This is a genomic window from Pantoea sp. JKS000250 (assembly GCF_003201065.1).
GTDB lineage: Bacteria > Pseudomonadota > Gammaproteobacteria > Enterobacterales > Enterobacteriaceae > Pantoea > Pantoea vagans.
Window position 1 is genome coordinate 3,676,916 of record NZ_QICZ01000001.1, and the last position, 16,192, is coordinate 3,693,107.

Genomic DNA, 16,192 nt, shown 5'->3' on the forward strand with positions numbered 1-16,192 from the left:
TGCCCGATGCATCTCTGCTATAGTCCACTCACTGTTTTTGCAAACATCTGGCGCTTTTCTGAGGCGAGCTGAGTTACACTGTTAAATACATCGCTCTGAGGCGAGCTAATCGGTTGATAGCCAGAGTGTTTCTTTACTGAATGAATGGAATAGGCACAATGATCAAGAAACTGAGTCTTTGCGCATTGTCAGTGCTCGCTGCATTGCCGGTCGGAACGGTAGCATTTGCTGCTGATGGCGATATGCAGCTGCAACAGGTGCTGATGTTAAGCCGTCACAATCTGCGTGCGCCGCTGGCCGATAATGGCAGCGTGCTGGAGCAGTCGACCAAAAAGAGCTGGCCGCAGTGGGATGTTCCCGGCGGACAGCTGACCACCAAAGGTGGCGTGCTGGAAGTCTACATGGGTAACTACACCCGTCAGTGGCTGGCACAGCAGGGCCTGGTGAAGAACGGCAGCTGCCCTGACAGCAATAACGTCTTTGTTTACGCGAACAGCCTGCAGCGCACTGTCGCTACCGCGCAGTTCTTCGTGAATGGTGCCTTCCCTGGCTGTGACGTTGCCGTCACGCATCAGGATGAAATGGGCGCCATGGATCCCGTATTCAATCCCGTCATCACCGATGACAGTGAAGCCTTCAATAAAAAAGCGCTGGCCGCCATGGCCGCCGCCAATGAGAAACTGTCACTGAAGCCCGCCTTCCAGCGGCTGGAAAAGATTGTCGACTACAAAGCTTCGCCTGCCTGTAACAATAAAAAGCAGTGCGACCTCAGCAGTGGTCAGAACACCTTCAGCGCTGAAAACGGTAAAGAGCCAACGGTCAGTGGCCCGCTGAAAGTGGGTAATTCGCTGATGGATGCCTTTACGCTGCAATATTACGAAGGTTTCCCGCTGGACCAGGTTGCCTGGGGCCAGATCAAAACGCCTGAACAGTGGAAAGAGCTGTCAGCGATTAAAAATGGTTATCAGGACACGCTGTTTACCAGTCCGGACGTTTCCCGTGAAGTGGCAGCACCGCTGGTGGATTACATCCGCAGTCAGTTAGTGGATCAGGACAAAGCCAACGCGCCGAAAATTACGCTGATGGTCGGCCATGACTCGAACATCGCCTCGCTGCTGAGTGCGTTACAGGTCAAGCCTTATGAGCTGCCTGACACCTATGAAAAAACGCCAATTGGCGGTCAGGTTGTTTTCGAACGCTGGCATGATGCGAAAAACGATAAAGACCTGCTCAAGGTGGAGTATGTTTATCAGACCGCCGATCAGCTGCGCAATGCGGATGTACTGAGCCTGAAGAACCCACCGAAGCGCGTGACGCTGCAGCTGGCGGGTTGTGAGGCCGATGCGAATGGCTATTGCAGCTGGGATCAGTTCTCTCAGGTGCTGAATGCGGCACTGCAGGGTACACCGATGCAGCCTGCTGCGGCACCACAACCGGCAGCTCAGGCTGACGATGACAGTGCGAAAGCCGCCGCGACGCAGGATGCTGCAGCCGATAAAGCTGAAGCGGACAAAACGACCGCAGCCAAAGAGAAATCTGACGCAGATAAAGCTGCCGCTGAGAAGTCAGAGGCGGACAAAGCCGCAGCTGAAAAAGCGAAAGCGGACAAAGCCGCAGCCGATAAAGCTGCTGCAGAAAAAGCAAAAGCAGAAAAGGCAAAAGCGGATAAGGCTGCAGCTGATAAAGCCGCGGCTGAAAAGGCAAAAGCTGACAAAGCAGCAGCAGAAGAAAAAGCCGCCGCTGAGAAAGCAAAAGCCGACAATGCAGCAGAATCAGCCAGTGACAATAAAGCCACGACTGACAAAGCTGACGCCGCGAACGCGCCTGCAACGGCACACAATGACAATTCAACGTCAGCAGCTGTGGCCACACAGTAATTACGCTTTCCGGCCGATAATAAAAAACCCCGTCGCGACGGGGTTTTTTTATGGCTGCAGGACGATTAACCCGCCACGACCACCAGCTTCTGGTTAGCAAACTCTTTGATGCCAAGATCAGAAAGCTCACGGCCATAGCCTGAACGTTTCACACCACCAAATGGCAGCTCAGCAGAGGTATCGCTCTGGGAGTTGATAAACACCATGCCGGTTTCAATGGCAGACGCCAGTTTACGACCGCGTGCAATATCACGAGTCCAGACCGATCCACCCAGACCATAGTGCGAGTCGTTCGCCAGCGCCACAGCCGCCTAATCATCACCCACGACATAAACCTGCGCCACCGGGCCGAAGAACTCCTGATAATAGGCAGGATTATCCGGGGTAATGCCGGTCAGAATGGTGGGCTGATAGAAGCAACCTTCACCGTCAACGGCTTTACCGCCTGTCACCAGTTTTGCGCCATTAGCCACCGCTTCGTCTACCTGTTTCACCAGACGGTCGCGTGCGTCAGCGGAAGAGAGCGGGCCAAGCGTGGTTTTCTCATCCAGCGGATCGCCCAGCGTGGCGGCACTCAGCGCGGCACTGAACTGGCTGATAAAGCGATTGGCAATCTTCTCATGCAGAATAAAACGTTTTGCGGCGGTACAGACCTGGCCGCAGTTGCTGAGACGCGCCTGCACGCCCTGGCGGACGGCTTCGTCAAGATCGGCATCGTCCAGCACCACAAACACGTCATTGCCGCCCAGTTCCAGCGTCGATTTCTTAAGATGCTTACCGGCCTGCTCAGCCACGGCGCTGCCTGCGCGCTCGGAACCAGTCAGAGCAACACCCTGAACCCGGTCGTCAGCAATCAGATCGGCGACCTGATCGGTTGAGATGAACAGGTTAGTCCAGGCACCTTCAGGTGCACCCGCTTCACGTACCAGCTTTTCAAAGACATCGGCACAGTGCGGCACGATATTGGCATGTTTCGCCAGCACCGGGTTACCCAGCGCCAGGTTAGGGGCCAGCACGCGCATCAGCTGATAGTAAGGGAAGTTCCACGGCTCGACGGCGACTAACACGCCAATCGGATGATACTCAACCCAGGCTTCGCCCAGCTCGCTGGGATAGGACTGCGGCTGAAGAATACGTTCTGCATTCTCTGCGTAGTAGCGGGCAATCTGTGAACAGATTTTCACTTCGCCACGGCTCTGACCAATCAGTTTCCCCATCTCTTTACTGGCGATGGTGGCCAGTTCTTCCGCGCGGCTATCAATCAGGTCAGCCAGTTTTTTCAGTACCTGCAGACGTGGCTGGATCTCACCTTTGCTCCATGATGAATGAAACAGGCGATCGGCAACGTCCAGGGCATGGCTGACAGCGGCCTCATCATGCGACGGCCAGCTTTTCAGCAACTGGTTATTGGCGGGATTAATGCTTTGATAGGAAGACATAGCGTACTCCTTGGTGAGCTAAAAATGAGGGCGGGAAGGTCCCGCCACTGAATCAGACGTTCTTACGTTCTACGGGCTTGTCATCCCAGGTCAGGAGATCTTTATCGGTTTTTTCAAAGGCACGAATCAGCACGTCATCGCTGCCTTGCTGACGCCAGATCTCTTCTGCCAGTCTCTCATCGTAATTCGCCACTTCGAAAATGGCCTCGGCAATTTCAGGGGAGGTATGACGCAGACTGGCCCACTCGCCAACGTGGTGTGCTTTCGATTGTTCAGTAGACATACTTTTCTCCTTTGTTTAAATCAGTCCTGCAGTTTCACTGTCAGTCCGGCAACATGTTCACCCTGGAAACGGGCAATATTCAGTTCCGCTTCTGTCGGCTGACGCGAACCATCGCCGCCCGCCAGCGTGGTCGCACCATAAGGCGTGCCACCGCGAACCTGAGAAATATCGAACAGCTCTTTGGTGCCGTAGCCGATAGGCACAATGACCATGCCGTGATGCGCCAGCGTGGTCCAGACCGAGGTAATGGTCTGTTCCTGACCGCCGCCGGTGCCGGTTGAGGTAAAGACGCTCGCAACCTTGCCAAACAGCGCGCCTGACGCCCAGAGACCGCCGGTGCGGTCCCAGAACGTCCGCATCTGTCCGGACATATTGCCAAAGCGGGTCGGGGTGCCGACGATAATCGCGTCATACTGCGGCAGTACCTCAGGCGTCGCTTCTGCTGCCTGCTGATTGGTTTTGCCGCCTACCTGTGCAAAGCGATCGGCCTCCATCGTTTCTGGTACCCGCAGGATATCCACTTCCGCGCCGGGAACCCGACGAGCGCCTTCTGCAACCGCGTTCGCCATCGTTTCAATATGTCCGTACATCGAGTAATAGAGCACCAGAATTTTGGCCATAAATCTCTCCAGGTGGTTTTGACGTCCAGAAAAAGTATAGAAGAGCTTTCGTTTTACGCAGGCAATACGGAAACGGGGACGAGCCAGTCGGGCAATAAATCCGCAGCTAATCGGTTGTAAGTCGGCAGAATGTTCGTTGTTTAATCAAATTGCTGGTGATTACTCTGTTGCTAAATGTGACTGTCGGGCGAGTAAAAGAAGAATCTGGCTATTATTTAAGCATGAGTTGAACTCAGGCTTAAGGCCGTCAGCTCTCCGCTATTTCATTCTTATTTATCGCACTACGCGACAGGAGCTAATCATGACAACACATCGTGGAGGTTCAGGTAATTTTGCTGAGAACCGTGAACGTGCCGCAGAAGCGGGGCGTAAAGGAGGAAAAAACAGCGGCGGTAATTTCAAAAACGATCCGCAGCGCGCCGCGCGCGCCGGTGAGAAGGGCGGGCGCAGCAGTCCTAAAAAAGCGGACGCATAAACCCACTCTGCCGCCGGTTAAGGCCGGCGGTTAACGCCGTTGCTTTTCCCCCTCGCTCTCACCACAATATCGTCCGGACACATCATCAGGTGAATTATGTCGGACACACCTCGCGGTTTTACCCTGCGCCTGACGCGGCAGGAGCTGGTATTACTTTTTATCACCATGATCTGGGGCGGCACCTTCCTGGTGGTGCATCGTGCGATGCAGCATTCCGGCCCGTTCTTCTTTGTCGGACTGCGTTTCGCCACCGCCGCGCTGCTGCTGGCCCTGTTTTTCCGCCGTTATCTGGCCAGCATGACCTGGCTGGAGGTGAAAGCGGGTACGCTGATCGGCCTGTCTATCGCCGGGGGTTATGGTCTTCAGACCTGGGGCATGCAGACTATCTCCAGCAGCCAGTCTGCGTTTCTTACTGCGCTTTATGTTCCGGTGGTGCCGCTGCTGCAGTGGCTGTTTTTACGCCGTCCTCCGGGATTGATGTCGTGGCTGGGGATTGTGCTGGCATTTACCGGCTTGTTGCTGGTGGCCGGACCGCAGGATGGCCGCATCAACCTGAATGCAGGTGAAATAGCCACGCTGCTCAGCACCCTGGCGATTGCCGCCGAGATCATCTTAATCAGCCGCTATGCCGGTCAGGTTGATGTACGCCGCGTGACGCTAATCCAGCTGGCGGTGGCGTCGCTGTGTGCCTTTGTGCTGATGATCCCCAATGGGGAAACGGTGCCTGTAATCTCAACGCCGCTGCTGCTCAGCGCGCTGGGGCTGGGCGCGGCCAGCGCACTGATTCAGGTCACCATGAACTGGGCGCAACGCAGCGTTTCGCCAACCCGCGCCACGGTAATCTATGCCGGAGAACCTGTCTGGGCGGGCGTCGTGGGGCGTATTGCCGGTGAGCGCCTGCCTGCGCTGGCGTTGCTGGGTGGGGCGCTGATCGTCTGCGGCGTGATCGTCAGTGAGCTGCGGCTGAAACGGAAAAAAGCGGTGCAGCCAGCTGCCACACCGCTGGAGTAATTAACCCTGCTGTCGCGCCAGCGGTTTGTCCTGCTGCGCGCTGCGACGGCGCAGAATGGCATTGAGGATAATCGCGCCAAAGGTGGCAGTACCGATCCCGCCCAGCGTGAAAGAGCCGATCTTCAGCGCGAAATCCCCTGCGCCGAGCACCAAAGTGGTGGCGACCATAATCAGATTACTGTTCTGACCTAAATCGACATGGTTCTGCACCCAGATGCGTGCGCCCGCCACCGCAATCAGCCCGAAGACCACAATGGATGCGCCGCCAATCACCGGAGCCGGAATGGTGTGGATCAGCGCACCAAACTTCGGTGAGAAACCGGCGAGGATGGCAATGATGGCTGCAGCGACAAACGCCAGCGTGGAGTAGACCTTAGTCACGGCCATCACCCCAATATTCTCGGCATAGGTGGTTACGCCACTGCCGCCCATCGAGCCGGAAAGCATCGTGGCCAGTCCATCGCCCACAAAGGCACGTCCCATGTAAGGATCGAGGTTACGGCCGGTCATGCCCGCCACGGCTTTCAGGTGTCCCAGATTTTCCGCCACCAGAATGATCGCCACCGGGGCGATCAGTACCATTGCCTGCAGATCAAAGGTCGGTGCGGTGGTGTGCGGCAGGCCAAACCAGGCTGCCTGTGACAGCAGGGTAAAATCGACCGGCTTGCCCAGTCCCAGAACATTGGTCAGCAGCGCATAGATCGCCCAGGCCAGAATCAGGCCGACCAGAATCAGCAGGCGCTGTACCATCCCGCGGGTAAACACGGCAACCAGACCGATACAGAGCACGGTCATCACCGCAACCCAGCTGTCGAAGGAAGAGGCGGAGACGCTATGAACCGCAATCGGTGCCAGATTCAGCCCGATCGCCATCACCACCGCACCGGTCACTACCGGCGGCATCAAATTTTCAATCCAGCGCGTGCCTGACTTCATGACCACCAGCCCAATCAGCGTGTAGAGCAGGCCGCAGGCGATCACGCCGCCCAGCGCCACGCTGAGGTTGGGATTCAGTCCCTGACCACTGAAGCCGGTCACCGCAATCACTACGCCAACAAAGGCGGCGCTCGACCCGAGATAGCTGGGCACGCGACCACCGGTGATAAAGAAGAACAGCAGGGTGCCAATACCCGAGACCAGAATCGCCAGATTGGGATCCAGCCCCATCAGCAGCGGCATCAGCACCGTTGCGCCAAACATCGCCACCGCATGCTGCAAACCCAGCACCAGCGTCTGCCCCAGCGGCAGTGTTTCATCCGGGGCGATAATGCCGTTTTCTGTCAGTGCCGACTTCTTTTGCCATTGCGGAAACCAGGATCGTGCCATCGTCTACTCCAGAGCGTGATGAATGCCGGTAAGTTTCAGGGAAGAGTGATCAGGCATCCTGCCGCAACAGGGGATGGTAGCCCCGGTCAAACCACATAAGGCCATGGGTATCATCATTTCGCACTATGCCCACGACTTCACAGAACAGGGTGTCATGCGTACCGACGCTGACAGTCTGCGTAATGCGGCAGTCAAAGGAGGCAACCGCGCCGCTCAGTACCGGCGAGCCGGTGACGGCCGTCGACCACTCAGCGGCACTAAACCGCTCGGCCATCGTCGTTTTCCCGCCGAAAAGAGTAGAGAGCGCTTCGTGTCCCGCCGCCAGCGTATTGACGCAAAGCTGCATGTTGTCGCGAAACACCGGATAAACTGAGGCAGAACGGTTAAGGCAGACCAGCAGCGTCGGCGGCGAATCGGTGACGCTGCACACCGCCGAGGCGGTAAAGCCTGCACGTCCGGCCGGACCTTCTGTGGTGATGATGTTGACCGCCGCACCCAGCCGCGACATCGCATGACGAAATTCAGTTTTCTCAACGGCTGGGGTAAGGGTTTCCAGGCTCATAGTGTTCTCCACGAAAGGGTTATCCTGCGACGCGCTGCAGCGGCTGCACGTCATCCGTCTGATCCAGCCACTGCAGCAGCAGGGCATTAAATTTTTCGGGGTCGGTGACGCTCATGGCGTGGCCACCCCAGGCCATCATCTTTTCAGTGGCGTTCGGAAGCGCCCCGGCCAGCGCCACTGAGCAGCTCCATGGCACCAGCAGATCGTCCTGGCTGGCGATGACCAGCACCGGTTGTGGAATGGCGGCAGCCCGTGCGCTGAAGTCAGCGCTCATCAGGGCGTGCAGTCGTCGCATCAGGTTTTCCATCCCCTGAAAATGCGTCACATGATGGCTATCTTCCTGCTCCAGCCGTATCTGATGCTCTGCCATCCATTCAGCAGGATAGAGAAACAGCGGCTGAGCACGGACGAAGGCCTCGACGCCGACATTGAGCAGCAGATCCTGCCGGACCTGAAAGCAGCGACGGGTATGCTGATGCAGCGTCAGCCAGCCGTTGATCACCACGATCCGTTCGATCCGATCCGGATAATCCAGCGCCAGCTGCATCCCCATCAGACCGCCCAGCGCGTGACCGATCACGCTGAAGCGCAGGATGCCGTGTTGCGCCAGCGCGTCGGCCAGCTCTGCCGCCATCATCGCCATGCTATAGCCTTCCGGTAAGCTGTCCGCGCTGCGACCGGTGCCGCGCTGGTCATAGAGCACGACCCGATAGCGTGCCGTCAGCGTCGCCAGCTGTGGCTGCCAGAAACCCGCCACGCCGCCCAGACCGGAAGAGAGCACCAGCGTCGGTGCCTCAGGATTCTGAAGACCCAGAATATCGAGCTGCATCAGACCTCCGGCTTGCCGATATGCGCCACGCTGGCGATTTCAATCAGCGCGTCAGGCTTGACCAGGCCGCACTGAATGCAGAAGCGGGCAGGCTTTTCACCGGGAAAGTATTCGGCGTAAACCTGATTCACCACGGCGTAATTCGACCAGTCGGTGATAAAGATCGAGTTAAATGTCACATCGGCCATCGTGCCACCGGCGGTCTCAATCACCTTTTTAATCGTTTCCAGCACGTGACGGGTCTGCGCGGCGGCATCACCGACATGGACCACGTTGTTGTCACCATCAAACGGCAGCGTACCCGAGACATAGACCACACCATCCGCCAGCGTGCCGGGGACAAACGGGGCGATGGGTGTGGTGGTGCCTGGCGGCACAATAATACTTTTCGGCATAACGACGTCCTCTTCGTGGGTTAGCGGGCATTCAGGCTTTCGCAGAAGGTATCGACATCCGATACCCAGCCAAAAAAGGTTTCGATATTGAACAGCGCCGCCTGCTGAGCAAAGGGCGGGCCAGCCTGATAAGTGGCGTCTTCCAGCACCACGCCGAAGTACTCCAGAAAGAAGCCGTCACGCAGCGTCGATTCCACACAGACGTTGGTGGCGATGCCGGTGAAAATCAGATGACGGATCCCGCGACTGCGCAGCATGCTGTCGAGCGGGGTGTTGTAGAAGCCGCTGTAACGCGATTTTGGCAGTACGATGTCACCGGCCTGTGGCACCAGCTCATCGACCAGCGCGTAATCCCAGCCGCCTTTCGACAGCAGCGAGCCCTGCAGTTCGGGCCGTTTACGCATGGTTTTCAGCGCATTCGATTTGTGGAAGTTGGGGGAACCGGCATCACCGGCTTCAACGTAGTCACTGTCCCAGCCATTCTGGAACCAGATGATCTGCACGCCGGCCGCACGCGCCGCCGTTACCGCCTGATGGATCTTTGCAATCACCGGTTTCGTCGCGGAAACATCGAAGCCCGCCAGGTCGAGGTAACCCCCTTCGGTGGCGTAGGCGTTCTGCATATCCACGACAATCAGTGCCGTCTGGCCTGGCGGAAAGGCGATTGGCTCAGGACGAGCAGGCAGTTCAACCTGTGGAACATCCGGCGTGTGGGCACAATAAACGGTATTCATCATGCCACCTCCTGCTGTGCGTCGAGCAGGGCGCTGCGACAGGCCATCAGTGGCTGAATGTGCTGACCGAAGTTCTCAATACCTTCCAGGAAATCATCAAAGGTCAGCAGCACGCCGTGCGTGCCTTCGACCTGCGCCACTTCATCCAGCATCCGCGCTACATTGGCGTACGAACCTACCAGGGTGCCCATATTGATATTGACGGCTGAGGTCGGATCCGCCATCTGACGCACATTGGCGTCGCTGCCTGATTTAGTGTCCTGCTGACTCTGGGTAGTGAGCCACGAGAGCGCCTCTTCATCCGCACCGGCTTTGTAGTGTTCCCACTTAGCCCGTGCCTCTTCATCTGTTTCGGCGGCAATGATCATAAACAGCACATAGGAGCCGACATCACGGCCCGCTTTTTCGGCGGCCTGCTTCATGCGAATTGAAGTCGAACTGAACGCAGCAGGCGTATTCACCCCTTTGCCGAAGCAGAAGTTGTAATCGGCGTGCTGAGCGGAGAAGGCCATACCGGCATCGCTCTGTCCGGCGCAGATCACCTTCATCGCACGCTGCGGCTGTGGGCTGACGCGGCAGTCATTCATCGTGAAGAACTCACCTTTGAAGTCCGATTTTCCGGTGCCCCACAGGTCGCGCAGCACGGTAACGTACTCGGTCAGATAAGAATAACGGCTGCCGAAGTACTCGTCGCCCGGCCACATTCCCATCTGCTCATATTCGGGTTTCTGCCAGCCGGTCACCAGATTAACGCCGAAACGACCGCCTGAAATGGAATCAATCGTGGATGCCATGCGCGCCACAATCGCCGGAGGCAGCGTCAGGGTGGCCGCGGTGGCGTAGATTTCGATGCGTGAGGTGACGGCCGCCAGGCCCGCCATCAGGGTGAATGACTCCAGGTTATGATCCCAGAACTCTGTTTTTCCGCCGAAGCCGCGCAGTTTGATCATCGAGAGCGCAAAGTCGAAGTGGTAATGCTCTGCTTTCAGCACGATGGCTTTGTTCAGTTCAAAGGTCGGCATGTACTGCGGCGCGTTGGACGAAATCAGCCAGCCATTGTTACCAATCGGAATAAAGACGCCTATCTTCATGTGAAACCTCGTTGTGATGGGGGAAAGGTGTTTCACGCGCTGCACTGCATCCTGCTACGTCCGTATAAGCTGCGCTCAGTTACAATTCTGCAAATGGTGTGCCACATTTTTTATTGTTATAAATAACAAACAGTTAAAATTAACCCGGAAGAGGCAAGTGGAGTAACTGGTCCATTTCGGACCATCTGGTCAAAATTCACTGCACATTTTGCATGCAGGCTGAGCAAAAAAGGTGCAGGGCGCGGATTGGGCAGCGACTCATCCCTTTGCTATGATGCGCTGACACCAGAAGGATGAGGTAAACGTGTGAATAGCGATGAAAAAAAGCCAACGCGTCGTTCGCGTGCGGTGGCAGCGAAGCGGGCTGCCATACTGGAAGCGGCGTTAACCTTCTTCTCACAGTTTGGTATTCACGGCACCAGCCTTGATAAGGTGGCCGAGCTGGCCGATGTCTCTAAAACCAACCTGCTCTACTATTTTCCCTCTAAAGAAGTGCTCTACGTGGCGGTGCTGAAACAGATTCTGGATGTCTGGCTGGCACCATTGCGCGCGCTGGCGCACGATCAGGATCCGCTGGTGGCCATCCGGCGTTACATCCGGCTAAAGCTGGAAGTGTCACGCGATCATCCTCAGGCTTCCCGGCTGTTCTGCCTGGAGATGCTGCAGGGCGCACCCTTGCTGAAAGGGGAACTGGCGGGCGATCTCAAGCAACTGGTGGATGACAAAGCGGCTATTATTGAACGCTGGATTGATGAAGGACGGCTGGCGGGCGTACAGCCACAGCACCTGATCTTTATGCTGTGGGCCACCACGCAACATTACGCCGACTTTGCCACCCAGGTTGAGGCCGTGACTGGTCAGACGCTCAGCGATCCGGCGTTTTTCGATCAGACCGTCGAAAACGTCCAGCGCATGATCATTGAAGGGATTCGCGTACGCTAATTCAGGACACATTCACAGTTCGGTGACGGAGTGAATCAATGGATTCTGTTTCGCAGTTGGTGTTGGGTGCTTCGGTCAGCGTGGCGGTGATGGGACGTCGGGTGCCGATCTGGCAGGCTGTGCTGGTGGGTGGCGTCTGCGGCACCTTACCCGATCTGGATGTGTTTATTGACCATGGTGATGCGATACGCAACATGACGCTGCATCGCACGGAAACACATGCGCTGCTCTGGCTTACGCTGATCTCACCTCTGATGGCATGGGGGATTGCAGAACTCTTTCGTCAGCGGGTGAAGTGGGCGGTGTGGTGGCCCGCGATCTGGCTGGCGCTGATTACCCATCCGCTGCTTGATTTAATGACGGTGTACGGCACCCAGCTTGGTCTGCCAGTCACCGATTATCCCTATGCCATTGGCAGTATTTATATCGTCGATCCCCTCTATACGCTGCCGTTGCTGATAGGGCTGGGTGTGGCGTTGTGGCGTCGTGGTGACAAAGGCATGCGTGGGAACCGGATCGGCCTGGCACTGAGTACGCTTTATCTGGTCTGGAGTGTGGTGATTCAGGGCGTCGCAGGCTGGCAGATTCGTGATTCGCTGACGGCGCAGGGCATTGCGGCCAATAAAGTTCTGGTGACGCCCACTGCCTTTAATACGCTGGTCTGGCGCAGTGTGATCATCACGCCGGATCGCTACGGCGAAGCCTACTGGTCGCTGTTGTCGCCCTCGCGTCCGCTGCATGTGGCGTGGTATCCGCGACATCCTGAACTGTTCGACGCCTTCCGGGGCAGCTGGTATGCAGAACGTGTCGCCTGGTTCAGCCACGGCTTCTACGCTTTGCGCGAGCAGGATGGGCAGACCACGATAGCCGACCTGCGCATGGGCGAAGGCGATAACTATACCTTCACCTTTGGACTGGGCACGCCTCAGCAGCCCGATTCGCGGCCGCAGCGCTTACCTTATGAACGCCCCACGTTGTCCGCCATTTTCTCTGCGCTGGGTGAACGGCTGTAAAAAAAGCCCGGTCAGGTGACCGGGCTTTTTACATGCCGTCAGCGATTAGCGGCTGCGGCGATGACGCAACGTCCAGCCCACACCCAACAGCGCAAACCAGAGTGGCGTGACCATCAGCGCCTGGCGTGTATCTTCCTGCAGCGTCAGCAGCACCAGCACAAACGCAAAGAATGCCATGCAGACCCAGCACATGAATTTGCCCAGTGGCATCTTAAAGGCCGATTTGGCATGGCGCTCAGGATGCTTTTTACGGTAAGCCAGATAGCTGCACAGAATGATGGTCCAGACGAACATAAACAGAATGGCTGAAATGGTAGTCACCAGCGTAAAGACCTTCATCACATCCGGGATCAGGTAGATCAACGCCACACCGAGCAGCAGACACAGGCAGGAGAAGAACAGGCCGGTAGTCGGGACCGCTCGGGCAGAGAGACGACCAAACGCACGGCTCGCGACGCCCTGCTGCGACAGGCCATAGAGCATACGGCTGGTGGAGAAGATGCCGCTGTTGGCTGAAGAGGCAGCAGAGGTCAGCACCACAAAGTTAACGATACTCGCCGCAGCAGGCAGGCCAATCAGCACGAACATCTCAACAAACGGGCTGCGGTCGGCCATGACCTGGGTCCACGGCGTCACCGCCATAATCACCATCAGCGCCAGCACATAAAACATAATGACGCGCAGCGGAATCGCGTTAATCGCGCGCGGTAAGACTTTATGTGGATCGTGGGTTTCAGCCGCTGCCGTTCCGACCAGTTCAATGCCGACAAAGGCAAACACCGCAATCTGGAATCCGGCAAAGAAGCCGCTGAGTCCTTTCGGGAACATCCCGCCGTGATCCCAGATGTTGCTCAGCGCCGCGGTGCCACCGCCGGGTGAAGGGTAGTGAATCGAGACCAGTACAATCCCGGTGACGATCAGCGCGACAATGGCGACGATTTTGATTATCGCGAACCAGAACTCCATCTCACCAAACAGCTTAACCGTGGCGATGTTCAGTGCCAGAAAAACCACCACGCAGAGCAGGGCGCTCATCCAGATCGAGAAGCCCGGAAACCAGAGCTGGAAATAGGCGCTGATGGCCACGACGTCAGCGATGCCGGTTACCACCCAGCAGAACCAGTAAGTCCAGCCCGTAAAATAGCCTGCCCACGGCCCAAGCAGATCCGCGGCAAAATCGCTGAAAGACTTGTACTCAAGGTTAGAGAGCAGCAACTCGCCCATGGCGCGCATCACGAAGAACAGCATAAAGCCGATGATCATATAGACGAAAATGATCGAGGGCCCGGCCAGACTGATGGTTTTACCGGAACCCATAAAGAGGCCGGTACCGATAGCACCCCCTATGGCGATCAGCTGAATATGGCGATTATGCAGGTTGCGCTGTAGCTTGTCGGGCGCGTCGTGGGCGCGTGCGGTTTCTTTAGATTGATCAACCATAGAATTGTCTTTCCTGTCTTGATGTTGTGTCAGCTCTGCTGGCTGTTAGTAAACGCGTTTGCCCAGAGGGCGAGTGGGCATAAGATAGAGGAAGAGGGCCGGAATCGGGTAACGCTTTTTTATCAATTGTGAAGCCTGACGCTCCGTAAGCCGTAATAACGGACGGTTTCGTTCAATCCTGCGTCAGTCTGGGTAATTATTCATCACGTTTTGTCAGGCAGACGGCATGAAGCGGAATGTGCTTCTACACTTTTTAGTTATTAATCATTATGCTGCAAAGGGAATTATGCGTACGCTTATCCTGTTTCTGCTGTTAATTGCGCTGGGATGGGTCAGCTTACCCTGGCTTAAGCAGCATCTCCCGCCGCAGTTCAATCCCTTTACAGCACTCTCCGTCACCGATCCCCCTGGCTGGATGACGCAGATAAAGATGAAAAGGCTGACCCAGGATCCCGACGCATGTCTGGCGGTGATGCGTCGTGCCCAACAGGCGGGCTGGGTGAGTTTCAGCGAGCGTCCGGCCGTCACAGGCAACTGTCCGATCGGCCATCCGCTGCGAATTCAGAAATTTGGCCCGGTCAGCCTCAGCAGCAGTTTTCTCGCCAGCTGTCCAATGGCGGTCGCCAGCACCATGTATGCCCTGCGCAGTCGGGACCAGATCGCCCGGGATATGCATAGTCCACTGGTACGAATTACTCATGTTGGCAGCTATGCCTGTCGTAATATTTATCACCGCGCAGAGGGGCGGCTCAGTGAGCATGCCACCGCCGATGCCTGGGATGTGACCGGCTTCCAGCTGGATGATGGCCAGCGGCTTGAGGTCAGTCGTCACTGGCAACAGCCAGAAGAGAAAGCGGCTATGCTGCACACGCTATGGCGGGGTGGCTGTGACGTATTCGGCAATGTGCTGGGGCCGGACTACAACGCCGCGCATGCCTCACATTTTCATCTGGGTATGCGTGGCGCCGGCTACTGCCGATAAATCATCAGGCAGGATTAATACCGTGTTTGATTAAGAATTAAACAGCCGGTAAGGGAAAAACCACTCCAGTTATCATTGCCAGCGCGGCCACACCTGACAATGAACCAGCAGCAAATCAGGAGGCTGATCAGGCAGCCTTTTTCAGGTCCATCAATTACAAAAGAAAAGTGCTCATCAATGCAGTCAGAATTAAAATTTCGTCGTCTCATCTGAACAGTGCCAGCAACGTCAGGATGAAATTAATTCACGATGCTGAAAAGTGAATTAAGAGAAATTAATTGCATCGATAAAGCATGCAGCATCAAATAACAATCGGGAATTTACCCGTTGCAATTTTTTTCAGTGATTTAGTTGCGTGACTATCGGTAAAGTGATTTTCATGACTAAAATAGAGTCAGGGTTGAGCGTATTGCTGCCATAACGTACTGTCAGCATAAATAGTGATCTAAGCCACGTATTGCGTTCAGGCAGAAGATAAATAAAGCTGATTTTTTAATGCACCGCTTTTGGTTCAGATTATTCGCAGTCTAAAAAACTGCTTAAAGGCTGAGCGGGTCCACTCGTCCGCTAGTCGACGCAATCGGGCAGGATTTTCGCAGAATTTTGTTATTACTCAGCCCTTCGTTACGCCTGTCGGGCAGCAACGGCAAGAGGAGCAGAATCAGCATTGAGAGGTCGCAGGTACAGTCCGTGAACCCGTTAGCTTTTCCGGATTGTGAGGCGCGTGCTGCTGTGTAGGGGGACTCATCACAGGAATGCGGCATCGCCTGAAGAGCAGAGCTTATTTCCTGATAAAAAATATGTCAGCAGTTTTCCGCTGCCGCTTCGCTTATTGAGATGTAATTAACGCTTTGTTTACGCATTATTTACTCAATGTCTTGTAGACGATTTAATATTTCCAGCAGCTCTCCAGTTACTGAGATGAAATTCAATTCATCGGCAGGGATTGAATTTCTATCAGAAAAATCTTATTCTCCTGGGGTGATTGAAATTGCTGTGGCCGGCCTTACGTTACAGGGGCAGGGGCATTTTTTTACTCCGTCATAACGGTGAAGGACCTTATGCGCTGCAGAGGGTGAGGGATTCACCTCAACGATAAATAATTTTCTGCTGTTAATTTAATTTATCCGATGAATCCGAATGAATAATACCGGAAGGGCGAGTGAAATTAAC

15 protein-coding genes and 1 pseudogene are annotated in these 16,192 nt (G+C 55.8%); 6 read left to right on the plus strand and 10 right to left on the minus strand.

The genetic code is table 11. The features are described 5' to 3' along the window. Window positions 1-158: 158 nt before the first annotated feature. Window positions 159-1,877, plus strand: coding sequence for a bifunctional glucose-1-phosphatase/inositol phosphatase (gene agp / locus BY447_RS17375; protein WP_199226935.1), 1,719 nt, complete (start codon window positions 159-161; stop codon window positions 1,875-1,877). Window positions 1,878-1,942: 65 nt separating this feature from the next. Here agp and BY447_RS17380 read toward each other — a convergent pair. From BY447_RS17380 to wrbA, 3 genes and pseudogenes are all read right to left on the minus strand, one after another. Next, window positions 1,943-3,316, minus strand: a pseudogene (locus BY447_RS17380) (NAD-dependent succinate-semialdehyde dehydrogenase). Between the two features lie 52 nt (window positions 3,317-3,368). Next, on the minus strand, window positions 3,369-3,599 hold the full coding sequence (locus BY447_RS17385) for a YccJ family protein (protein WP_003850006.1): 231 nt from the start codon (window positions 3,597-3,599) through the stop codon (window positions 3,369-3,371). A gap of 20 nt (window positions 3,600-3,619) precedes the next feature. Further along, window positions 3,620-4,219 (minus strand): NAD(P)H:quinone oxidoreductase, encoded by a 600-nt coding sequence (wrbA, locus tag BY447_RS17390; protein WP_033732193.1) that lies wholly within the window; start codon window positions 4,217-4,219, stop codon window positions 3,620-3,622. 301 nt (window positions 4,220-4,520) lie between these two features. Here wrbA and BY447_RS17395 point away from each other — a divergent pair, with 301 nt between their 5' ends. Both BY447_RS17395 and BY447_RS17400 read left to right on the plus strand, forming a co-directional pair. Continuing rightward, complete coding sequence (locus tag BY447_RS17395) at window positions 4,521-4,694, plus strand: general stress protein (protein WP_013357370.1); 174 nt, start codon at window positions 4,521-4,523, stop codon at window positions 4,692-4,694. 96 nt (window positions 4,695-4,790) lie between these two features. Beyond that, window positions 4,791-5,705, plus strand: a complete 915-nt coding sequence (locus BY447_RS17400) for a DMT family transporter (RefSeq protein ID WP_110331656.1) — start codon at window positions 4,791-4,793, stop codon at window positions 5,703-5,705. On the opposite strand, the gene rutG is transcribed toward BY447_RS17400, so the two are convergent. From rutG to rutA, 6 genes are read right to left on the minus strand one after another with little or no spacing between them, the layout of a single operon-like run. Further along, complete coding sequence (gene rutG / locus BY447_RS17405) at window positions 5,706-7,031, minus strand: pyrimidine utilization transport protein G (RefSeq protein WP_013357372.1); 1,326 nt, start codon at window positions 7,029-7,031, stop codon at window positions 5,706-5,708. It lies immediately after the preceding gene. Between the two features lie 49 nt (window positions 7,032-7,080). Next, window positions 7,081-7,593 (minus strand): NADH-dependent FMN reductase RutF, encoded by a 513-nt coding sequence (gene rutF / locus BY447_RS17410; RefSeq protein WP_033782556.1) that lies wholly within the window; start codon window positions 7,591-7,593, stop codon window positions 7,081-7,083. A 19-nt stretch (window positions 7,594-7,612) separates the two neighbouring features. After that, a complete protein-coding gene (gene rutD / locus BY447_RS17415; RefSeq protein WP_110331657.1) occupies window positions 7,613-8,422 on the minus strand; it encodes a pyrimidine utilization protein D in 810 nt (269 codons plus the stop codon). After that, a complete protein-coding gene (gene rutC / locus BY447_RS17420; RefSeq protein WP_110331658.1) occupies window positions 8,422-8,817 on the minus strand; it encodes a pyrimidine utilization protein C in 396 nt (131 codons plus the stop codon). Before rutC ends, rutD begins: the two co-directional genes overlap by 1 nt. 20 nt (window positions 8,818-8,837) lie before the next feature. Continuing rightward, a complete protein-coding gene (gene rutB / locus BY447_RS17425) occupies window positions 8,838-9,551 on the minus strand; it encodes a pyrimidine utilization protein B (RefSeq protein ID WP_033732201.1) in 714 nt (237 codons plus the stop codon). Continuing rightward, window positions 9,551-10,642, minus strand: a complete 1,092-nt coding sequence (gene rutA / locus BY447_RS17430) for a pyrimidine utilization protein A (RefSeq protein WP_110331659.1) — start codon at window positions 10,640-10,642, stop codon at window positions 9,551-9,553. The genes rutB and rutA overlap by 1 nt, the downstream gene beginning before the upstream one ends. Window positions 10,643-10,948: 306 nt before the next feature. On the opposite strand from rutA, the gene rutR reads away from it, so the two are divergent. Together rutR and BY447_RS17440 are read left to right on the plus strand one after the other, a co-directional pair. Continuing rightward, complete coding sequence (rutR, locus tag BY447_RS17435; protein WP_013357377.1) at window positions 10,949-11,584, plus strand: HTH-type transcriptional regulator RutR; 636 nt, start codon at window positions 10,949-10,951, stop codon at window positions 11,582-11,584. Window positions 11,585-11,622: 38 nt separating this feature from the next. Continuing rightward, window positions 11,623-12,597, plus strand: coding sequence for a metal-dependent hydrolase (locus tag BY447_RS17440; protein WP_110331660.1), 975 nt, complete (start codon window positions 11,623-11,625; stop codon window positions 12,595-12,597). 45 nt (window positions 12,598-12,642) lie between these two features. Here the strand turns inward: BY447_RS17440 and cycA are convergent, their stop codons facing one another. Beyond that, window positions 12,643-14,037 carry a D-serine/D-alanine/glycine transporter gene (gene cycA / locus BY447_RS17445; protein WP_110331661.1) on the minus strand — a complete coding sequence of 465 codons (1,395 nt, stop codon included), beginning with the start codon at window positions 14,035-14,037 and terminating at the stop codon, window positions 12,643-12,645. Window positions 14,038-14,323: 286 nt separating this feature from the next. Here cycA and BY447_RS17450 point away from each other — a divergent pair, with 286 nt between their 5' ends. Beyond that, a complete protein-coding gene (locus BY447_RS17450; protein ID WP_110331662.1) occupies window positions 14,324-15,019 on the plus strand; it encodes an extensin family protein in 696 nt (231 codons plus the stop codon). The last annotated feature ends 1,173 nt before the right edge of the window (window positions 15,020-16,192 follow it).